At 43.9% G+C, this 18,103-nt stretch carries 16 protein-coding genes, 1 pseudogene and 1 riboswitch; of the genes and pseudogenes, 3 read left to right on the top strand and 14 right to left on the bottom strand.

Translation table 11 applies throughout. From position 1 onward, the window contains the following. Positions 1-3 precede the first annotated feature (3 nt). The 5 genes from moaE to moaA form a co-directional block, all read right to left on the bottom strand. A complete protein-coding gene (gene moaE / locus L884_RS0106500; RefSeq protein WP_028766730.1) occupies positions 4-456 on the bottom strand; it encodes a molybdopterin synthase catalytic subunit MoaE in 453 nt (150 codons plus the stop codon). A gap of 1 nt (position 457) precedes the next feature. Beyond that, entirely contained in the window at positions 458-709 is a 252-nt protein-coding gene (gene moaD, locus L884_RS0106495) for a molybdopterin synthase sulfur carrier subunit (RefSeq protein WP_028766729.1), read from the bottom strand. A gap of 8 nt (positions 710-717) precedes the next feature. Then, positions 718-1,194: a cyclic pyranopterin monophosphate synthase MoaC gene (gene moaC, locus L884_RS0106490; protein WP_028766728.1), complete on the bottom strand. Its 477-nt coding sequence runs from the start codon at positions 1,192-1,194 to the stop codon at positions 718-720. A 62-nt stretch (positions 1,195-1,256) separates the two neighbouring features. Further along, a complete protein-coding gene (gene moaB, locus L884_RS0106485) occupies positions 1,257-1,781 on the bottom strand; it encodes a molybdenum cofactor biosynthesis protein B (RefSeq protein WP_028766727.1) in 525 nt (174 codons plus the stop codon). A gap of 98 nt (positions 1,782-1,879) precedes the next feature. Next, positions 1,880-2,860 carry a GTP 3',8-cyclase MoaA gene (gene moaA, locus L884_RS0106480; protein WP_028766726.1) on the bottom strand — a complete coding sequence of 327 codons (981 nt, stop codon included), beginning with the start codon at positions 2,858-2,860 and terminating at the stop codon, positions 1,880-1,882. Next, positions 2,848-2,984, bottom strand: a riboswitch (molybdenum cofactor riboswitch). (Overlaps the previous gene by 13 nt.) A gap of 254 nt (positions 2,985-3,238) precedes the next feature. On the opposite strand from moaA, the gene L884_RS0106475 reads away from it, so the two are divergent. Beyond that, entirely contained in the window at positions 3,239-4,888 is a 1,650-nt protein-coding gene (locus L884_RS0106475; RefSeq protein WP_028766725.1) for an electron transfer flavoprotein-ubiquinone oxidoreductase, read from the top strand. 288 nt (positions 4,889-5,176) lie between these two features. Next, complete coding sequence (locus L884_RS0106470; protein ID WP_028766724.1) at positions 5,177-7,093, top strand: methyl-accepting chemotaxis protein; 1,917 nt, start codon at positions 5,177-5,179, stop codon at positions 7,091-7,093. A gap of 59 nt (positions 7,094-7,152) precedes the next feature. On the opposite strand, the gene L884_RS0106465 is transcribed toward L884_RS0106470, so the two are convergent. The 4 genes from L884_RS0106465 to L884_RS0106450 form a co-directional block, all read right to left on the bottom strand. Continuing rightward, entirely contained in the window at positions 7,153-7,515 is a 363-nt protein-coding gene (locus tag L884_RS0106465) for a DUF4870 domain-containing protein (protein ID WP_028766723.1), read from the bottom strand. Positions 7,516-7,538: 23 nt separating this feature from the next. Then, entirely contained in the window at positions 7,539-8,240 is a 702-nt protein-coding gene (locus L884_RS0106460; protein WP_028766722.1) for an MOSC domain-containing protein, read from the bottom strand. A gap of 90 nt (positions 8,241-8,330) precedes the next feature. Further along, positions 8,331-9,788 (bottom strand): sensor domain-containing diguanylate cyclase, encoded by a 1,458-nt coding sequence (locus L884_RS0106455; RefSeq protein ID WP_028766721.1) that lies wholly within the window; start codon positions 9,786-9,788, stop codon positions 8,331-8,333. Between the two features lie 237 nt (positions 9,789-10,025). Continuing rightward, complete coding sequence (locus L884_RS0106450; RefSeq protein WP_028766720.1) at positions 10,026-10,871, bottom strand: PfkB family carbohydrate kinase; 846 nt, start codon at positions 10,869-10,871, stop codon at positions 10,026-10,028. Between the two features lie 348 nt (positions 10,872-11,219). Here L884_RS0106450 and L884_RS0106445 point away from each other — a divergent pair, with 348 nt between their 5' ends. Further along, positions 11,220-11,411: a hypothetical protein gene (locus tag L884_RS0106445; protein WP_028766719.1), complete on the top strand. Its 192-nt coding sequence runs from the start codon at positions 11,220-11,222 to the stop codon at positions 11,409-11,411. Positions 11,412-11,472: 61 nt separating this feature from the next. On the opposite strand, the gene L884_RS0106440 is transcribed toward L884_RS0106445, so the two are convergent. From L884_RS0106440 to L884_RS0106420, 5 genes and pseudogenes are all read right to left on the bottom strand, one after another. Next, on the bottom strand, positions 11,473-12,801 hold the full coding sequence (locus L884_RS0106440) for a coproporphyrinogen III oxidase family protein (RefSeq protein WP_028766718.1): 1,329 nt from the start codon (positions 12,799-12,801) through the stop codon (positions 11,473-11,475). 299 nt (positions 12,802-13,100) lie between these two features. Beyond that, entirely contained in the window at positions 13,101-14,084 is a 984-nt protein-coding gene (locus L884_RS0106435; RefSeq protein WP_028766717.1) for a formate dehydrogenase subunit gamma, read from the bottom strand. Between the two features lie 80 nt (positions 14,085-14,164). Continuing rightward, positions 14,165-14,734 (bottom strand): formate dehydrogenase FDH3 subunit beta, encoded by a 570-nt coding sequence (gene fdh3B, locus L884_RS0106430; RefSeq protein ID WP_028766716.1) that lies wholly within the window; start codon positions 14,732-14,734, stop codon positions 14,165-14,167. Positions 14,735-14,763: 29 nt separating this feature from the next. Continuing rightward, positions 14,764-17,637 (bottom strand): annotated as a pseudogene (locus L884_RS21835) (formate dehydrogenase subunit alpha). An 18-nt stretch (positions 17,638-17,655) separates the two neighbouring features. Then, positions 17,656-17,853, bottom strand: coding sequence for a twin-arginine translocation signal domain-containing protein (locus tag L884_RS0106420; RefSeq protein ID WP_028766715.1), 198 nt, complete (start codon positions 17,851-17,853; stop codon positions 17,656-17,658). Positions 17,854-18,103: the final 250 nt, after the last annotated feature.

Raw genomic sequence — 18,103 nt, 5'->3', positions numbered from 1 at the left:
ATTTTATGCTTTGTTATCCCACATTTTTGCCGCTTGCTCGTCTGCATCGCGAGCTTCAACCCAGTTTGCGCCTTTTTCGCCAGCTTCTAGCTTCCAAAATGGCGCTTTCGTTTTCAAAAAGTCGATTAAAAACTCACAAGCTGCAAAAGCCGCTTTGCGGTGGGCACTGGTAACACCAATAAATACGATCTGTTCACCCAGCGCCATAGCACCAACTCGGTGAATGATAGTGACATTGTTCAATGGCCAGCGTTCACGGGCTTGTGCTTCAATTTGATTCAGTACCGCTTCAGTCATACCTGGGTAATGCTCTAATGTCAGATCGGTAACCGCACTACCGTCATTAAAATCACGCACTTTACCCACGAATGTCACCACAGCGCCATCGCTGTTATCTTGACTAATTAGTTGATACTCATCGGGTACACTGAAGTCTGCAGTTTGAACACGGATCATATTAACCTCCGGTTACTGGCGGGAAAAATGCCACTTCATCACCATCAACGATGGGAGTATCCCACTGGCTAATCGTCTGGTTAACGGCAACCAATAATTTGTCAGATGCCATGACTTTCGCCCATTTATCGTCGGTTGCAGCTAAGGTTGCTCGCAATCCTTCAGCTGTTTGGGTGTTCTCACCCGCTTCAACCTTAACACCAGCAGTACCTAGCAATTCTCTAACTTGTGCAAAAAATAATACGTTAATCATAATGTTCTCTATACCTTAAAGTGCCCAGACTTACCGCCACGCTTCTCAACTAAACGTACTTGAGAAATCACCATATCTTTTTGTACCGCTTTACACATATCGTAAATCGTCAACGCTGCTGTAGAAGCTGCAGTTAATGCTTCCATTTCAACGCCAGTCTTACCAGAAAGCTTACAAAGACTGCGGATCCACACACGATTGTGCTCAGGTTGCGCTTCAAGCTCAACTTCCACTTTAGTCAGCATTAACGGATGACAAAGTGGAATTAAGTCCGAGGTTTTTTTAGCTGCTTGAATACCCGCAATACGTGCGGTAGCAAATACATCACCTTTATGATGGCTGCCGCTCATAATCATCTCTAAGGTTTCACTTGCCATTTCGATGTAGGCTTCTGCACGGGCTTCACGCTCGGTAACTGACTTATCGGTCACATCGACCATGTGTGCATTGCCGTCGGCATTAATATGGGTAAAAGCATTAGTCATTAGGGATACGCCTTTTGTAAAATTTAGTTCAAAGTAGCGTGTTATACGCTGCTGAGTAAGATCTATTCAGAGATTTTCTTCACGTGCATCACAAAGTTACAAGGACGATGTGTTGCATCCAGCTGCTCTTTTATTAACTTATTCCAACCGGTTTTACAGGCTCCGGTTGAGCCAGGTAAGCAGAAAATCGCTGTTTTATTAGCAAAGCCGCCTAGGGCACGGGATTGTACTGTTGAAGTACCAAGTTCGGTATAAGTAATATGGCGAAACAGTTCACCAAAGCCTTCAATCTCGCGATCAAATAATGGCTTAACCGCATCTGGGGTATTATCTCTGTCGGTAAAACCTGTACCACCAGTGGTAATAATGACCTGCACATCATTTGATGCAATCCATTGAGAAAGCACTGAGCGAATTTGATATTTATCGTCTTTAATAATTTGCCTATCAGCTAAGGTATGTCCAGCCTCAAGCAATGCTGTAGCTAAAAAAGCACCTGAGGTATCCGATGTAAAATCTCGGGTGTCTGATAAGGTTAAAACAGCAATATTTAGCGCCGTAAATTGGCTTTGAGTGCAGTGTCCCATTATGGTCTCTTATTTATCCGAATCATTGATAACTGAGTCTTAGCGACAATTATACGCAAGTTCTGACGCAACTTACGTTGCGTCAGATCAGCATTTAATTAGCCACCAATTGAGGCTAGGTGCTGTGTCACACCTGTAATGCCATCATGTAGGAAGTGAGTCTCTTTCTTCTGGGCTAATTGACCATGCAAACGCTCAATCAGCTCAGCTTGTTGATCAGATGACTGCAGCAAATCACGCAAGTCCACACCATTTTCAGTAAATAAACACAGGTGTAATTTACCTTTAGCAGAGACTCGCAATCGATTACAGCTGGCACAGAAGTTTTTCGCGTATGGCATGATAAGACCAATACGGCCTTGATAGTCTTGATGACTAAAGTTTTGTGCAGGACCGTCATCAGGCGCAGGAATATCAAACTGCCAACCAGCTTGCTCTAGCTGCTGCTTAATATCGTTACCCGCTAAATGATGCGCTTTAAAGTAATCGTGACCCAAGCCTGTTTCCATCAACTCAATAAAACGTAAGTCGATTGGCGTATGTTTAATCCAGTGCAGAAAACGCGGCAGATCTTTATCATTTAGCCCTTTCAGCAATACCGCATTGATTTTTACCCGCTCAAAACCCGCTTCTAATGCAGCATCAACCCCACGCATCACTTCATCGAACTTATTCTCACCAGTGATTTGATAGAACATTTTAGGATCTAAACTATCAACCGAGATATTAATCCGTCTTAGCCCTGCGTCATACCACTCTTGGGCATGCTTAGCTAAACGATAACCGTTTGTTGTTGTAGCAATGGTGTTGATTTTATCGTTGTCATTAACGATACGAATGATGTCGGTAAAGTCTTTACGCAACGAGGGCTCACCGCCAGTAATGCGGATTTTTTGCGTGCCCACTTGTGAAAACGCCGAAACTAAATTCTCAATCTCGTTAAGATCAAGAAACTTAGGCTTACCGTCTGGGCGGTAGCCATCAGGGAGGCAATAGGTGCATTTAAAGTTACATACGTCAGTCACTGACATACGTAGATAATGAAACCGTCGACCAAAATTGTCTTGTAGTTGGGACATGATCACCTTTCCAAGTAAGGGGAGGTGAGATCATTTCTTTTCCCACCCCGGTGGCGTTATTGCCACGGCTAAAAACCCGTATCTGTCTCGACGTAGGGTAAGAAGCTCGGAGAACCGTCAACCTTGATTATAGGCGTATTTCTGTGACAAACCATACCCTAGAGCCCACATTTGCTGTCAAAAAACGCCACATATAAAGTTTTTGTGACACTAATCACGCCATAAATTGCTTAAAATATCTGCATCACAAGTAGAGAAACGCTGTGACCTTACGCGATTTTCAGGTAAGGTGAAGCAAACAATAAAACACCCGTTTATGGTGAGATTGATTCAATCGACACTATTGTTAGCGGGGGAATAAGAAGGAAAGGTGATCTGATGGAACGCGAATCGATGGAATTCGATGTAGTAATCGTGGGTGCAGGCCCCTCTGGGTTAGCGGCTGCATGTCGTTTAATGCAAATATCTAAAGACAGTGGCCAAGAGCTGACAGTATGTGTTGTAGAGAAAGGCTCTGAAGTTGGCGCACATATTTTATCAGGTGCAGTGTTCGAGCCAAAAGTGCTTGATGAACTATTTGATGATTGGCGTGAAAAAGGTGCCCCGCTCAATACTGCGGTAACCCATGACGAAATCCATATGCTCAGCTCGGCAACCGACGCACGAGCCATGCCTAATGCCCTTGTTCCCAAAACCATGCACAACCACGGTAACTACATTATCAGTGTTGGTAACCTCTGCCGCTGGTTAGCTGAGCGTGCTGAAGAGCTTGGGGTTGAGGTGTTTCCAGGCTTCCCTGCAAGCGAGCTACTCTTTAACCCTGATGGTAGTGTTAAAGGTATTCAAATTGGTGATATGGGCGTGGGTGAAGATGGTCAACCCAAAGACGCTTACGAACCCGGTATGGAACTGCACGCTAAATATACTGTCTTTGGCGAAGGCTGCCGTGGCCACTTAGGTAAGCAACTGATTGAAAAATTCCACCTCGATAATGGCAAAACCGCGCAGCATTATGGCTTAGGCTTTAAAGAGATCTGGACCGTGCCTAGCGAGCAACATGAGCTAGGTAAAGTCGTGCACACTGGTGGCTGGCCATTAAATGATGGTGCTTCAGGTGGCGGCTTTATGTATCACCTTGAAGATAACCAAATTGCAGTGGGATTAATTGTCGACTTAAATTACAAAAATCCACACCTAAGCCCGTTTGATGAGTTCCAGCGCTTTAAGACTCACCCAGTGATTGCTAAAACGCTATCTGGGGGCGAGCGTATTGCCTACGGCGCGCGAGCCATCACTAAAGGCGGCCTAAACTCTTTACCTAAGATGACCTTCCCTGGCGGCATGATTATTGGCTGTGACGCTGGTACCCTTAACTTTGCCAAAATCAAAGGCACGCATACCGCAATGAAGAGCGGCATATTAGCTGCCGAAACTCTCGGACAAGCAATGCTTGCAGGAGTTGAGTCGGGTAAAGATCTTGATTGCCTACAAGACCGCTTTGATCAAAGCTGGCTAAAAGAAGAGTTATACGCTTCGCGCAATTTTGGCCCCGCCATGCATAAGTTTGGCACTTACTTGGGCGGCGCATTTAACTTTATCGACCAAAATTGGTTTGGTGGCAAACTGCCAATTACTTTGCGCGACGATCAACCGGACTACGCACAAATGGGTGAAGCCAGCGCCTACAATAAAATTGATTATCCGAAGCCAGATGGCAAATTGAGTTTCGATAAACTGTCTTCTGTATATCTGTCTAATACCTATCACGAAGAAGACCAGCTATGTCATTTACGCTTAAAAGACGCTCGGATCCCGATTGACGTTAACTTAGTCAAGTTCGATGAACCGGCACAACGATACTGCCCTGCAGGAGTCTATGAAGTCGTTGAAGAAGCAGGCGAGAAAAAGTTTGTTATCAATGGCCAAAACTGCATCCACTGTAAGACCTGTGACATTAAAGATCCAAGCCAAAATATCACTTGGGTAACACCAGAAGGCGGCGGTGGTCCAAACTACCCTAATATGTAGCTTTAGCAGAGCATTAGGCCAACCAGAGCAACAATACAAAGTAAACGCATACCAAAAGGTGTGCGTTTACTATTGCACCCAGCATAAAACATCGCCATAATCCGCATCTCTAATAAAAGCGTACAAATTTCAGACTGAAATTCAGATACCTACCTCTAACTCCTACAGTTTGTATCCATTTACTCGTCATTGATAGCACGAGCTAAATTTAGCTTGTGTACTTGCTGACAACTCTGCAATTAATAACTTCCAGCCCAATTATTTGGCTGAATAGGCAATCTAATTTTTATGAAATTGAATATGCTCACCATCAAACAAAAAATACTTCTATGCGTCACTATTGCGGTATTACTATCAACAGCGCTAGTTGGATTCCTCAGCCAGCAAAGTGCAAAGCAAGTTATTGAGCAACGTATGCTCAGCTCTGAAATGCCCAGTATGCTGGCGCAGATCCGCAATAAAATCGATCTGAATATCTCAACCTTAATGCACGCAGCCGAGCAACTAGCCAACAACCGCATGCTGTTACAATGGTTAGAAGATGGCCGCCCTGTAAGCCATGAAGATCTAGTGGTCAATTTATTAGGTGATGTAACACGCCAATATCAATTAGCTCAAGCATCCTTCGCTGATAGAGACACCGGTGCCTATTACACTCAAGAAGGCTTCTTACGCCTACTGTCACCAATGCAAGATAAATGGTTCTTTGATTATCGAAATAGTGGCCAAGAGAAAATGCTCAATGTATTCACAGAGCAAAATGGCGATGTAAAACTATTTATCAATTATCAGCAACCTAATGGTCGTGGTTTAGTAGGTCTGGCGAAATCTCTCGATGATATGGTGCAACTATTACGTTCTTTTAAAATTGAACAATCAGGCTTTGTATACCTAGTAGATAACAAAGGCCAAGTGCAGTTGCATCAAGATCCAAATCAGATGGGGCGTGAAAGCTTAAGCAGTTTATATCGCGGTGTGAATACCGCTGGATTAATGCAAAAAAACGATTTCAATTTGCTCAAAGCCGATATTAATGGTCAGTCGATGCTTATCGCGAGTAGTTACATAGCATCAATGGATTGGTATTTAATCGCACAAGTTCCTGAAAGCGAAATCTTCTCTCTATTGGAGGAATCTGCTTATAAGATTCTTATTTGGACAGCATTAATTGCAGCAACCTTCATTGGTCTTGCAAGTATAGTGGCTAGCTCTGTCAGCCGCCCAATAGCGCAAGTGGCTGACATGTTGCAAAACATAGGTGAAGGTGAAGGTGACTTGCGTCAACGCTTGCCCGTTGAAGGCGATGACGAGTTAGCCCAGCTTGCTAAGGGCTTTAATAGTTTTATCAGTAAGATCCAAGCATCTGTCATCGAAGTTGCAGAAGCAAGCGCACTGTTGAGTTCATCTGCTAATGATGTATCTCATCAAGCGCAGCGCACACTTGAAGATAGCCAATTACAAAAAGACCAAACCATTATGGTGGTCACCGCGATCAATGAAATGGGGGCTACTGTTAATGAAATCGCCAATAACGCAGCCCAAGCAGCCGACACGGCAAGAGCTGCAGATACTGACTCAAACAACGGACAAGTGGTGGTAACTCGAGCTAGAGAAACCATTAATCAACTGTCTAATGATGTTGAGCAAGTTGGTGAAGTGGTTGAATCATTAGCTATTCATACCAAATCAATCGAATCTATTTTAGATGTTATTCGTGCGGTATCTGAGCAAACTAACTTACTGGCGCTTAATGCCGCAATTGAAGCGGCCAGAGCTGGAGAAGCCGGTCGTGGTTTTGCCGTGGTTGCCGACGAAGTACGTAACCTTGCGTCTCGTACGGCCACCTCAACCAATGAAGTACAAGTGATGATAGACAAGCTACAAACAGAGGCAACACGAGCAGTCGAGGCAATGCAACAAAGTCGGACTCGCTCTGCAGCAGGAGTTGCCGCAGTAGATGAAGCCAGTTTATCCCTCACTGGTATCAGTGAACGTATTGGTTCAATTAGCGATATGAATATTCAGGTCGCAGCCGCAACTGAAGAACAGTCTACCGTAGTTGAAGATATCAATCGTAATATCAGTGATATCAATGATATTACTTTACGTACAGCGGATACTGCCGAAGATGCCGCGAAGGCTAGCCAAAGCTTGATCCAATTAGCCCATAGGCTCGACTCGTTGGTTGCAAGCTTTAAGGTTTAATGCCAAATCAATATTTCCCAGCCTACCTTGATTAACGGTAGGCTGGTGATACCAAGCACTTAGGCTACATCAGAGCCAGCTCTAGGTTTGATGAAGTTAATCGTTAACGGATACTGGTAGCTCTTACCTTCACTTGCTTTAATTATTGCGATAATGGTAAACACAATATCGGCAATCGCTAACAAGCCTAATAATATAAAACCAATACCAACAAACATTAAAATGGCACTAATAGACACATATATAAACAAACTGATTTTAAAGTTAAGGCAATTCCGACCACAACTTTCGACAAAGGGAAATTCATCACGCTTCATCAGCCATACAATTAACGGCCCTAAAATACTGCCAAAAGGCACTAAGTAACCAGAAAAGCTCGCGACCTGAACTAATATCCCCATATTTTTTTCATCTTGGGTCATCACTTCTTCTCCTTGAATCCATATCAAATCTTATTTTGCGGGCCGTATAAGCGCATTTGCCAGTCTTCAATAGCTTGATTTTCAATGCGCCGATTTAAACTATTCACCCAAACTGTCGCTAAGCCTTCACAGTTAGCTAAACGCTGATATTGCTCAGCATTAAACTCAGGCAAAAAGTAAATATGCATGGCTTCCGCCACACTGATATCGGTTAAACGTTGTTGCAATACCACCGAATCGTTTTGATAAATGGTGCCGGGAGTTAATACTCGATAAAACCAGCCACAACGACCACTTTGTTGCATCGCCAAGGCAAAGTCTTGATGACCAAATTGTAAGTTAAGCTTAAAACATGGCGAACGCGGCTGAGTAACCTGTAACACTACCTCACCGATATTAATAATATCGCCAATATGCACTTGAGTTTCATCTAAGCCTACCGTGCTGATGTTCTCCCCCATGGCCGGCACATCTTTAAAGCTTGCCATCAAATCCCAACGCCGATATTGACCATAATGCTCACGTGGAAAATGATGTAACACGCGATCTGCACCGCCATGATGCTTAGGGTCAGCTTGTGCATCGCCATCGACGCCAGCAATCGTTACCGTTAACGCTGTTGCCGCAGATTTGTGGTTAATACCCGACTTAACACCTGCTAGTTCTGTGATTAACTTACCTGAATAGAGACCTGATATTTTGTCCACTAAAGTTTGCATTGCCATCGAGCCCATTCTGTTTTGAAATGAGCTCTATGCTAACATTGCTGACAAGAGTTGATGTAAAAAATAACCACGATAAACCTATCATTCCAGCTAATAAGAAATAACCACTCGATCACGGCCCTGCTCTTTAGCTTGATACAATGCAATATCAACACGGTTAATGAGCTCTTCCGGCTTTTCCGAACGCCGATACTCTGCAACACCAGTACTGATCGTCACCTTAATTTGTCCACCATTAACACTCAGCTCACGCTGTGCTACCGAGGTCCTCAGTTTTTCAGCCAGTTCTGCCGCTTGACTAACATTGCACTCCGGCAACAAAATCAAAAACTCCTCTCCTCCCCAGCGGCATAATAGATCATTAGGGCCAAGCTGCCCGGCCAGCAAACGGCTTAATGTTTGAATAACCAGATCACCCACATTGTGACCGTGAGCATCATTAATCTTTTTAAAATGATCTATGTCCATTAACAGAACAGAAATGGGTGAGTCTTCAACCACAGATTGAGCAAGTGACTGAGTGAAGGTTTCTTCAAATGCCTGACGATTGGCAGCGCCTGTGAGCTTGTCTGTTGACGCCATGATCTCGAGCTTTCGCTGATACTTGCCTAATGTAAGATTGGCAATAATCAACAGCCCAAGCGTGACTAATAAGCTCAAGCCTATATTAATCCAGAACGTAGTTAACAGCTTTTTTTCACTACGAGCATCATCCTGTTCGACCACCAGATACCACTTAAATTCGGGTACAAGTCGACTATTCAGGTAAATGGTTTGCCCCAATTTTTGGTAGGAAAATGAACTGCTAGGACTGGTTAAAATACGCGTGGCTAACTTTTCTAACCCAGGAATATCTTGTAGGTTCAATTCACCCTGATACTGCTGACTGTGAAGAGTGATATTGCCTTGCCTATCGGTAAAATAAACATTGCGGTTATACCGTTGCTGGTAAAGATCGATAAGACGCTTAACACTTTCAACCGCCAGACCAACCCCTGTCACCCCGATAAACTTACCGTTAAAATCAAATACCTTATAGTTCACATAAATAACGGTACGATTTGGATCGGCACTATCGGAGTCAATATTCACTTCATAATGTTCAGAATTAGGTAGCGAACGCACCCGAAAATACCACGCATCATCTGGATTAATATCCTCAATCTGCTTCAACACACCACTAGAGTGATAGTAATTTCGAGTCGATTCGGAAACAAAAAAGCTGGTAACTGTATGGTACTTTTCTTGGATCTCTTTTAAATAACGGATCAGATCTTCAGGTGTTTGCTCTTGATTGATCGCCCAGTCTCGCACAAACGTATCTTGTGCCATCAATGAAGAGATAAAAATCGGCTGCAATAAGTCTTGCTGAATTTCAGAGTAAATATTATCGCTCGTTAATGGCAGATTGTTATCTTTAATCTGCTTACTCAGCGAATCATGAGCAACTTGATAACTAATACCACTTGTCACCGCAAAGGCAGCGAGTAACAGCAACGATAAAATCCAAATAAAACGCTTTTTATCATTAAACACTTTATCGCCCATATTTAGCCCTCACTCAACAACTTGCAATTACGACTTCAGCAACAAATGTTACATAAGTGTGAATGGTAACTGAAAAAGCTGAGATCCGCATGGAATTTTCACTCGCAGAAATCATAAAAAATGCCCTGTTAAATAACAGGGCAAAAGCAAGTGTATCAGGAAGGAGTTCGCTAAGATTTATCTAGCGCCTATAGTAAATAGCCTTTATGACAATCAAGTGAATCCATGATGACAAAACTAAGTTGCGTCAGCTAAATATTGCTTAAGCGCTTTTCCCGGAATTGAGCTATCACTCGCAACGGCAAACCCAGACCAAACTGCCGCCTCAGCCATTGCCTCAACAATCGCCAAATGGTTAACTAAGCCATGAATTAATCCTGCCGCATAAGCGTCACCCGCACCGGTAGTATCAACAACAGTACTTGGCTCTGCAGCAATATGAACAGATTCTGTGGCCGTATATAAAGTCGAACCATTCTCACCATCGGTAACGACAAAATATTTTAGATCTTCACCGGCTACCGATTTAGCAAATTGCCATTTATCATCACCACAACGGCCCTGCATATCTGATAAGGAAGCAATCAATACGTGGCACGGGCGTGGCCGTTGATCTTTAGCTAGTTGAGCCAGCACCCAACAGTGACTCATCGCGGTTTTGGCCCAACTTGCCGCCCCCTCTGTGGATGAGTTGATATATAACGCATCTACATTTTGCCAGTTCGGCGGCAATGGCAATTCAAATTGAGGCCGCTCGGGTCGAATAATGGTGCGTTCACCGTCTGGAGTCATCATTAACAACATCTCATTGGTATTTCCTGGACGACGTTGAATAAGACTACAGTTGATCCCTTGAGTGCTCGCTTCAGCAAGTAACCAATCCCCCACGTCATCACGACCAACTTGACTGACTAAAGAGACCTGATGACCAGCCCATACCAAACCTATCCCTGTGTTTGCTCCGCCACCACCTAGACGCTGGCCGCCATCTTGATAATGAAAACGTCCGCCCGCTTTTAGGGTCTGATTAAGGTTGAAAATACGATCGCAATTGAGGTTTGCTACCAGCAATATATTCGCCATGATAACTCGGTATGAGAAACGGTTAATTTGATAGTAAGAGATTTTAGAAATGCTGCCAAGTGACCTAAAGCTGATTAGTCAATTATCCTTGAAGCCGAAATCGAAGTGTTAATATGTAAGCTTTCTCTTAAGCTAATGTGAGTTCATTGCGATAGCAAATAACACTAGCCAGCACCTCTTTTTAGGTAAGTTGTTGAAAATAATCTTTAGAATTCAGAGCAATTCGCTGAATATCAACTATTCTTAGTTTAAACATTCCAATACAGCGCTACGCAGAGTTAAATTTGCGAAATAAGATATTGGCAATATCACTAAAAGTAGTAGTGAGACAGCAAGAGGGATAGTTGAATGGACTCAATTATTGGCTTCCATGAGCAAATGGAATTTGGGGAAACACCAGAAAAACAGCTAGCTCGTTATCGGGCATGCCTAAACGCTTTTGAGCAGATGCAATACAGTGATAACTATATATTGCAGATCAAAGAAGACATTAACAAACTCGAGAAGTTGATTGCATCACGTTCAGAGGTTGATAGCTAACCCTCTGAGTACAAGAGACTAGAGTATTGGGCTATTACATCACGCAATAGCCCAATCGCAATTACATGTCGCAGGCTTTTAGAGGCTTACGCAGCTGGGCACGTACATTGTCCATGCCTGAGTAGAACTCTTTCATCATTAATAATCCCATCATCTTGCCGTTATCGGTAATGATGAGATTGTCTGGATCAGTAGGATCATTCTTAATCGCACCAATCGCTTTCATCGACGTCATCTCTTTAAACAACGCAGTGTCTAGGTTTACACCAAAGGTTTCACGGAAGTATTTACGTGATAAACGACCAGAGAACATACCGAGAAGGAAACGATACTGCATCACTTCTTTACGGCCGTAGTTCTTCTGTTGATCAACCCCCATTTGACCATTAGCAATACGCTCTTGATATTTACGTAATGAGAACGTATTTACATAAAGTGTGTCATTCAAGAAACTAAATGAACCTGAACCTACACCTAGGTACTCATCAAAATCGATAACGTATTCGTCAAAACCTTCGTCATTAGCTTTACCAAAAGCCCATGCTGACAACTGGTTATATTGTCCATTTAAGCTATTCAAAATTTGGCGGTATTGACGCGCCATGTCGCCTTGGGGCGCAGCTAATTTACCTTTTACACTCTTGCGAGTTTGGTGAGTAATCATCAACGGGTAAGTTGTGATCTGGCGCGGATCTAACTTAGATGCCATATCCAAATCATGCTGGATCACTTCGTCAGTTTGGCCACGGAAGCCAAAAATCAAATCAACGTTGATAATTGGGAACAGCTCTTTAGCCGCCATAATTTTATCGAACGTTTGCTGGCCATTACCGAATTTCTCAATGCGATCTGTCATCGCAAGAATGTCGTCATTGAAGCTCTGTACACCAATCGACATGCGATCCACTAAGCCCTCAAGCTGCTTAAAGCCCGGACTATCTAAATGCTGAGGATCAGACTCACATGAGACTTCTTTAATACTTGGGAACAACTTTTTAGCATGCTCAATAGTACGAGCTAGCTCATCTTCCAATACTGTGGTGGTACCGCCACCAATGTACATAGACTCAAAGTCATAACCTAACGCTTTGACCATATCCATCTCTTTGCGCAAAGAGATGAAGTAAGCACGAGCTTTATCTTCTTTAAATAGGAAGCGATGGAAGGTACAGTAAGAACATAAGGTATGACAGAAAGGCACGTGCGCATACAGCATGTACTTTTTACCTTCGATTGGATTTGGCATCATTTCTGCCGAAATCGTATCGAGTCGTAAGTTACGATCCACATAAAACTGCATGACTTTTTCCATACCGCTAATCATCCAATCTGGCGTGGTGATATTAGCGTTATAAGGTTGAGCAGTATCAGGCAGAATAATTGACGACATATAAGTTCCTATAAAAGAATGCTAACTACAAAAGAATCGGAAACATTGGAATGCGATAGCAGTGTGCAAAATTAGCACTTTAAATAAGCACAAAACGTGATTAGGTTATAACTTAACGTTTCCTATCAAAGAAATGTATGCTTTTTTGTTAAGTAAGTCATACTTTAGCTGTTGCTTATAAAACATACAACAATCCTTAAGCTATATTGAATTACCTCAAGCAGTACGGCCTTCACGGTAGATAAAAAAACACCCCAACTATAACTAGTTGAGGTGTTTAGGTTTAAGCTACAAGAGTATTACTCTTTATACTTAAGGGTACCGTTCTCTTTGATCTCATCGAACCAAAGGTTGTGGTGCTGGCTTGCCCATGTTTCATCACAGTAACCTGAAACCATACACTCCATACCACCTTCTGACATAACCGTTGCCATGAAGATATGCACGATTGAGAAAGCAGTAATGATGATAGCAGCAACTGAGTGAAGCACTAGTGCGATTAAGCTTAGTGTGCGGCTAGGCTCGAACAAGTTCGGGAATAGCAACAACATACCAGATGCAGAAACCACTAGACCGAACACTGCGAATGCCCAGAACCATAGTTTCTCACCAGCGTTAGCAAAACCTGCATCCGGGTGTTTACCTTTGAATGGACCGAAGTTGATGTAACCACCAACAACCATCATCCACTTAAGGTCATACATCTTAGGCATCTGGTTTTTAGCCCAAAGTACTGACATTAGTGCCCAACCAATCATGAACGGGATCGCCATGATGTCGTGCACTTGCTTAGCACCGTTAACTAAACCAGCCCAGAAACCTTCACCGATGTACGGCTGGAAGAAGAAACGTCCAGCAAGCAACGTCAAGCCTGTTAAGATCAATAACAGACAAGGGATTGCACCTAGCCAGTGAATTGATACGTCAAACTTAGACCAACGGTAAACCAGCTTGCCTGAGAATCCACCGTGCAGCTTAGAAATGCCGTTCACTTTGATAAACAGTACAAAAATGATGATCATGCCGAAAAGCGCAGCCATCATTGCTGGAGCAAGGATATCACTACGTAAGTCAAGAACACGTAAGTCATACGTGTTGATTGCTTGCGCGTGGAATTCACTTGTTGAAGTTGTACGACCTTCTTCGCCCGCTTTTAGCTGAGCCCAGATTTGGCCGTTATTAACTTCAATAGTGTCACCCACTTTATCAGTAGCGTGGGCAAATACTGACACACTGAAAAACAGTGCAATTGCCACGCCTATGTGTTTTAACCATTTGTTCATAATACGTCCTCATTTACCACTGAGTAACTCAAACTAATGAGCCACTCAGGGTAGGCTAGAAATTAGTCAACCTAAGTTGATTAACCCCAAGCTGCGTTTTTAGAACCACGGTATGCAACACGCTCACGGAAGATTGAAGAAACAATCTCAGCATCACCCGCTAGTAGCGACTTAGTTGCACACAACTCAGCACACATAGGTAGTTTGCCTTCAGCAATACGGTTTGCACCGTACTTCTGACGCTCTGCCTCAGAGAAGTTCTCTTCTGGGCCACCGGCACAGAAAGTACACTTATCCATCTTACCGCGAGCACCGAATGCACCCTGTTTAGGGAACTGTGGCGCACCAAATGGGCAAGCGTATAGGCAGTAACCACAACCGATACACGTATCTTTGTCGTGAAGTACGATGCCATCTTCTGTCTTGTAGAAACAGTTTGCAGGACAAACAGCCATACAAGGCGCATCGTCACAGTGCATACATGCTACAGAGATAGATGCTTCGCCTTTAACACCGTCGTTGATTGTCACAACGCGACGACGTTGAATACCCCACTCTAGTGCAGAGTCGTTTTCGTTCTTACAAGCTGTGACACAACCGTTACACTCGATGCAGCGCTTGGTATCACATAAAAATTTCATTGTAGCCATTCTGGCATTTCTCCTAGCTAATACTGCAATTAGGCTTTAGCAACTTGACAAAGTGATGCTTTAGTTTCCTGCATCTGAGTCACAGGGTCATAACCATAGGTCAGTACCGTGTTACAAGACTCACCAACTACGTAAGGCTTAGTGCTAATTCCACCAGATTCTGGGTATTGCAGATCTTCACCGTGCATTACACCCGCAAAGTGATAAGGCATCCAAGTTACGCCAGGTGCAACACGTGGAGTGACCATAACCTTAATCTTAATGCGGCCGCCTTCAGCGCCTTCAACCCAAACGTCATCACCGTCACGTAGGCTGCGATCTGCAGCATCAGCTGGGTTCATTTCGATAAACATTTCTTGTTGAAGCTCAGCTAGCCATGGGCATGAACGAGATTCTTCACCACCACCTTCGTACTCAACCAAACGGCCAGAAGTTACGATTAGTGGATATTTCTTATCTAAGTTATCGCTAATAACCTTGTCTTGTAACGTCTTGTACAAGGTTGGTAGACGGTGCACTTGCATGTCGTTATGAGTTGGGTATTTCTCAATTAGATCACGACGAGAAGTGTAGATAGGCTCACGGTGAACCGGCACTTCGTCTGGGAAAGTCCAAACGCGACAACGTGCTTTAGCGTTACCATATGGCACCATGTTGTGTGCTAACGCAACACGCACGATACCGCCACCTAAGTCAGTTGCCCAAGTGCGGTTTTCAGCTAGTGCTTTTTCTTCTGCAGTTAGCTCATCCCACCAGCCAAGTTGCTTAAGCATCTTGTCATCGAATTGTGGGTAACCGTCTTGAATATCTGCACCAACAGAAGCTGAATCTTCAGCTAGGATGCTAACGCCTTCATGCTCAACACCGAAACGAGCACGGAAGTTACCACCACCTTGGTTAACGTTCATACCTGTGCGGTATAGAATTTGAGTACCTGGGTGCTTCTGCTCTGGTGTGCCCCAACATGGCCAAGGTAGACCGTAAGTCTCGCCCTTGTTTACGCCACCTGCAGCTTCTAGGGTTTCAGAAGAGAAATCGCCCCAGTTCATAGTGTGAGCACGGATACGCTCTGGGCTCCAACCTGTGTAACCTACTGAACGCATACCTTTAGTGTATTCGCGCATAATGTCATCAGGATCTGGCATGTTGCCGTTAACCTTGATGTGCTTAGTCCATGTGTCAGCAATGCCCACATGCTTAGCGATACGGTACATGATCTCTAGGTCGTTCTTAGAGTCAAATAGCGGCTCAACAACTTGTTGACGCCATTGTGCACTACGACCAGAGTTGTTTACTGAACCTTCACACTCATACTGAGTTGCAGCAGGTAGTAAGTAAACGCCATCTTGACGACGGTGCATAACACCCGCCATTGTTGGGTATGGGTCTACAACAACAACTGTTTCTAGCTTGTCCAATGCATCACGTACTTCCATCTGACGAGTTTCAGTGTTGATAGACTGACCCCAGAAGAATGCTAGACGTAAATTGTCTTTTTGAGCTAGCTTGTCTTTTGCCTCTAACACACCATCTTGCCAGCGTGAACATGGCATACCAGGAGTGGTCATTGGGCTGCGACCTAAGTAAGCTTTTTGGTCGAAACGTGCTTTTACTGACTCATATGGTAGATCCCATACGCGAGACCAGTGGTGCCATGCGCCTTCGCCAACGCCGTAGTAACCAGGTAGGTTGTCGAATAGCAGACCCATGTCCGTTGCGCCCTGAACGTTGTCGTGGCCACGGAAAATGTTAGTACCACCACCAGACACACCCATGTTACCTAGCACTAGCTGTAGGATTGAGTACATACGCGTGTTAGCGTTACCAACGTGGTGCTGAGTACCACCCATACACCAAATAACAGTACCTGGACGGTTAGTCGCCATTTGCTTAGCAGCTGCATAAACTGCATCGCGAGAAACACCTGTTACGTTTTCAACTTCTTCAGGAGTCCAACGCGCAGCTTCTTCACGGATCTTGTCCATGCCATAAGCACGAGTACGGATAAACTCTTTATCTTCCCAACCATTTTCAAAAATGTGCCACATTAGACCGTAAACCAAAGGAATATCGGTACCTGGACGTAATGGTAGGTGGATATCGGCGTGAGCCATAGTGCGAGAGAAACGTGGATCAGCAACAGTTAACGTCGCGCCGCGCTCTTTAGCGATTAAGATGTGCTGCATCGCAACTGGATGCGCCTCTGCTGGGTTTGCCCCAATCAGGAAGATATTTTTTGCGTTACGAATATCGTTGAAAGAGTTGGTTTGTGCACCGTAACCCCAAGTGTTCGCAACACCAGCAACTGTAGTTGAGTGACAAATACGCGCTGAATGGTCAACGTTGTTTGTGCCCCACATTGCCGCTAACTTACGGTACATGTATGCACCTTCGTTAGAGAATTTCGCACTACCCATGAAGTAAACTGAGTCAGGGCCTGATGTTTGATTGATCTCAAGCATCTTGTCGCCGATTTCAGATACCGCTTGTTCCCATGAAAGCTTCTTTCACTTACCGCCTTCAAGTTTCATTGGGTATTTAACACGCTTATAAGAATGCGTGTGGTAGCGTAAGCTCGCGCCTTTAGCACAATGGCCGCCAGAGTTGAATGGATGGTCGAATGCTGGCTCTTGACCAGTCCACACACCATTTTGCACTTCAGCATATAAACCACAACCTACCGCACAAGCACTACATACAGTACGCTTGATTTCAGTTGGTGCATCATGAGCAACTGTTTGCACTTTAGCTTCTGCTTTACGCATCATGCCAGTGCCTAATAAAGAGGCTGCTGCGATACCACCAGATGTGATACCTGCTTGCTTCATAAACTGACGACGGCTAATACCTAGAGTGTTTTTCTCTACAGTAGGTGCCGCGTTGGAATTGCGAGTTAACTTCATCGCTGTACTTCTCCTAGACTAGCCGCGTAAGCTATTGTAATAACTGCGAATATGTGCAGTTTCATGATAGCCATCTACATTTTTCGTGCTGACTTTCGTTTCACTTGCTTGAGCAACACTTACGCCAGTTGCGGCGATAGCGACACTTGCAGTGCCACCAATAGTTAATGCTTTCAGCAAAGATCGGCGGTTCAGATCAGGCTGTTGCTTTTTCATTTTCACTCCTAGTAGGAAGGAATAGTTTTGTTGATAAACACTTAAGATAGATCCATTGACGCTACGACTTGCAACGCGGGTTAAGCATTTGTTAAACAACCACTTAACTTTGTAAAAAGTGTATATTCGTTAGAGCTATCCCCAATATAGCCGGCGTAATATAAAGAATTTCAATGGCCAAAAAGTTGATCTACATCCGATTAAACTTCCAATTTTGAGCCAAACTCAAAAAAAGTGTTAACCAAAGCAT

It is taken from the genome of Shewanella fidelis ATCC BAA-318, from assembly GCF_000518605.1.
Classification (GTDB): domain Bacteria; phylum Pseudomonadota; class Gammaproteobacteria; order Enterobacterales; family Shewanellaceae; genus Shewanella; species Shewanella fidelis.
The sequence above is the reverse complement of the archived record's forward strand: the minus strand, read 5'-3'. Positions and strand labels throughout refer to the sequence as shown.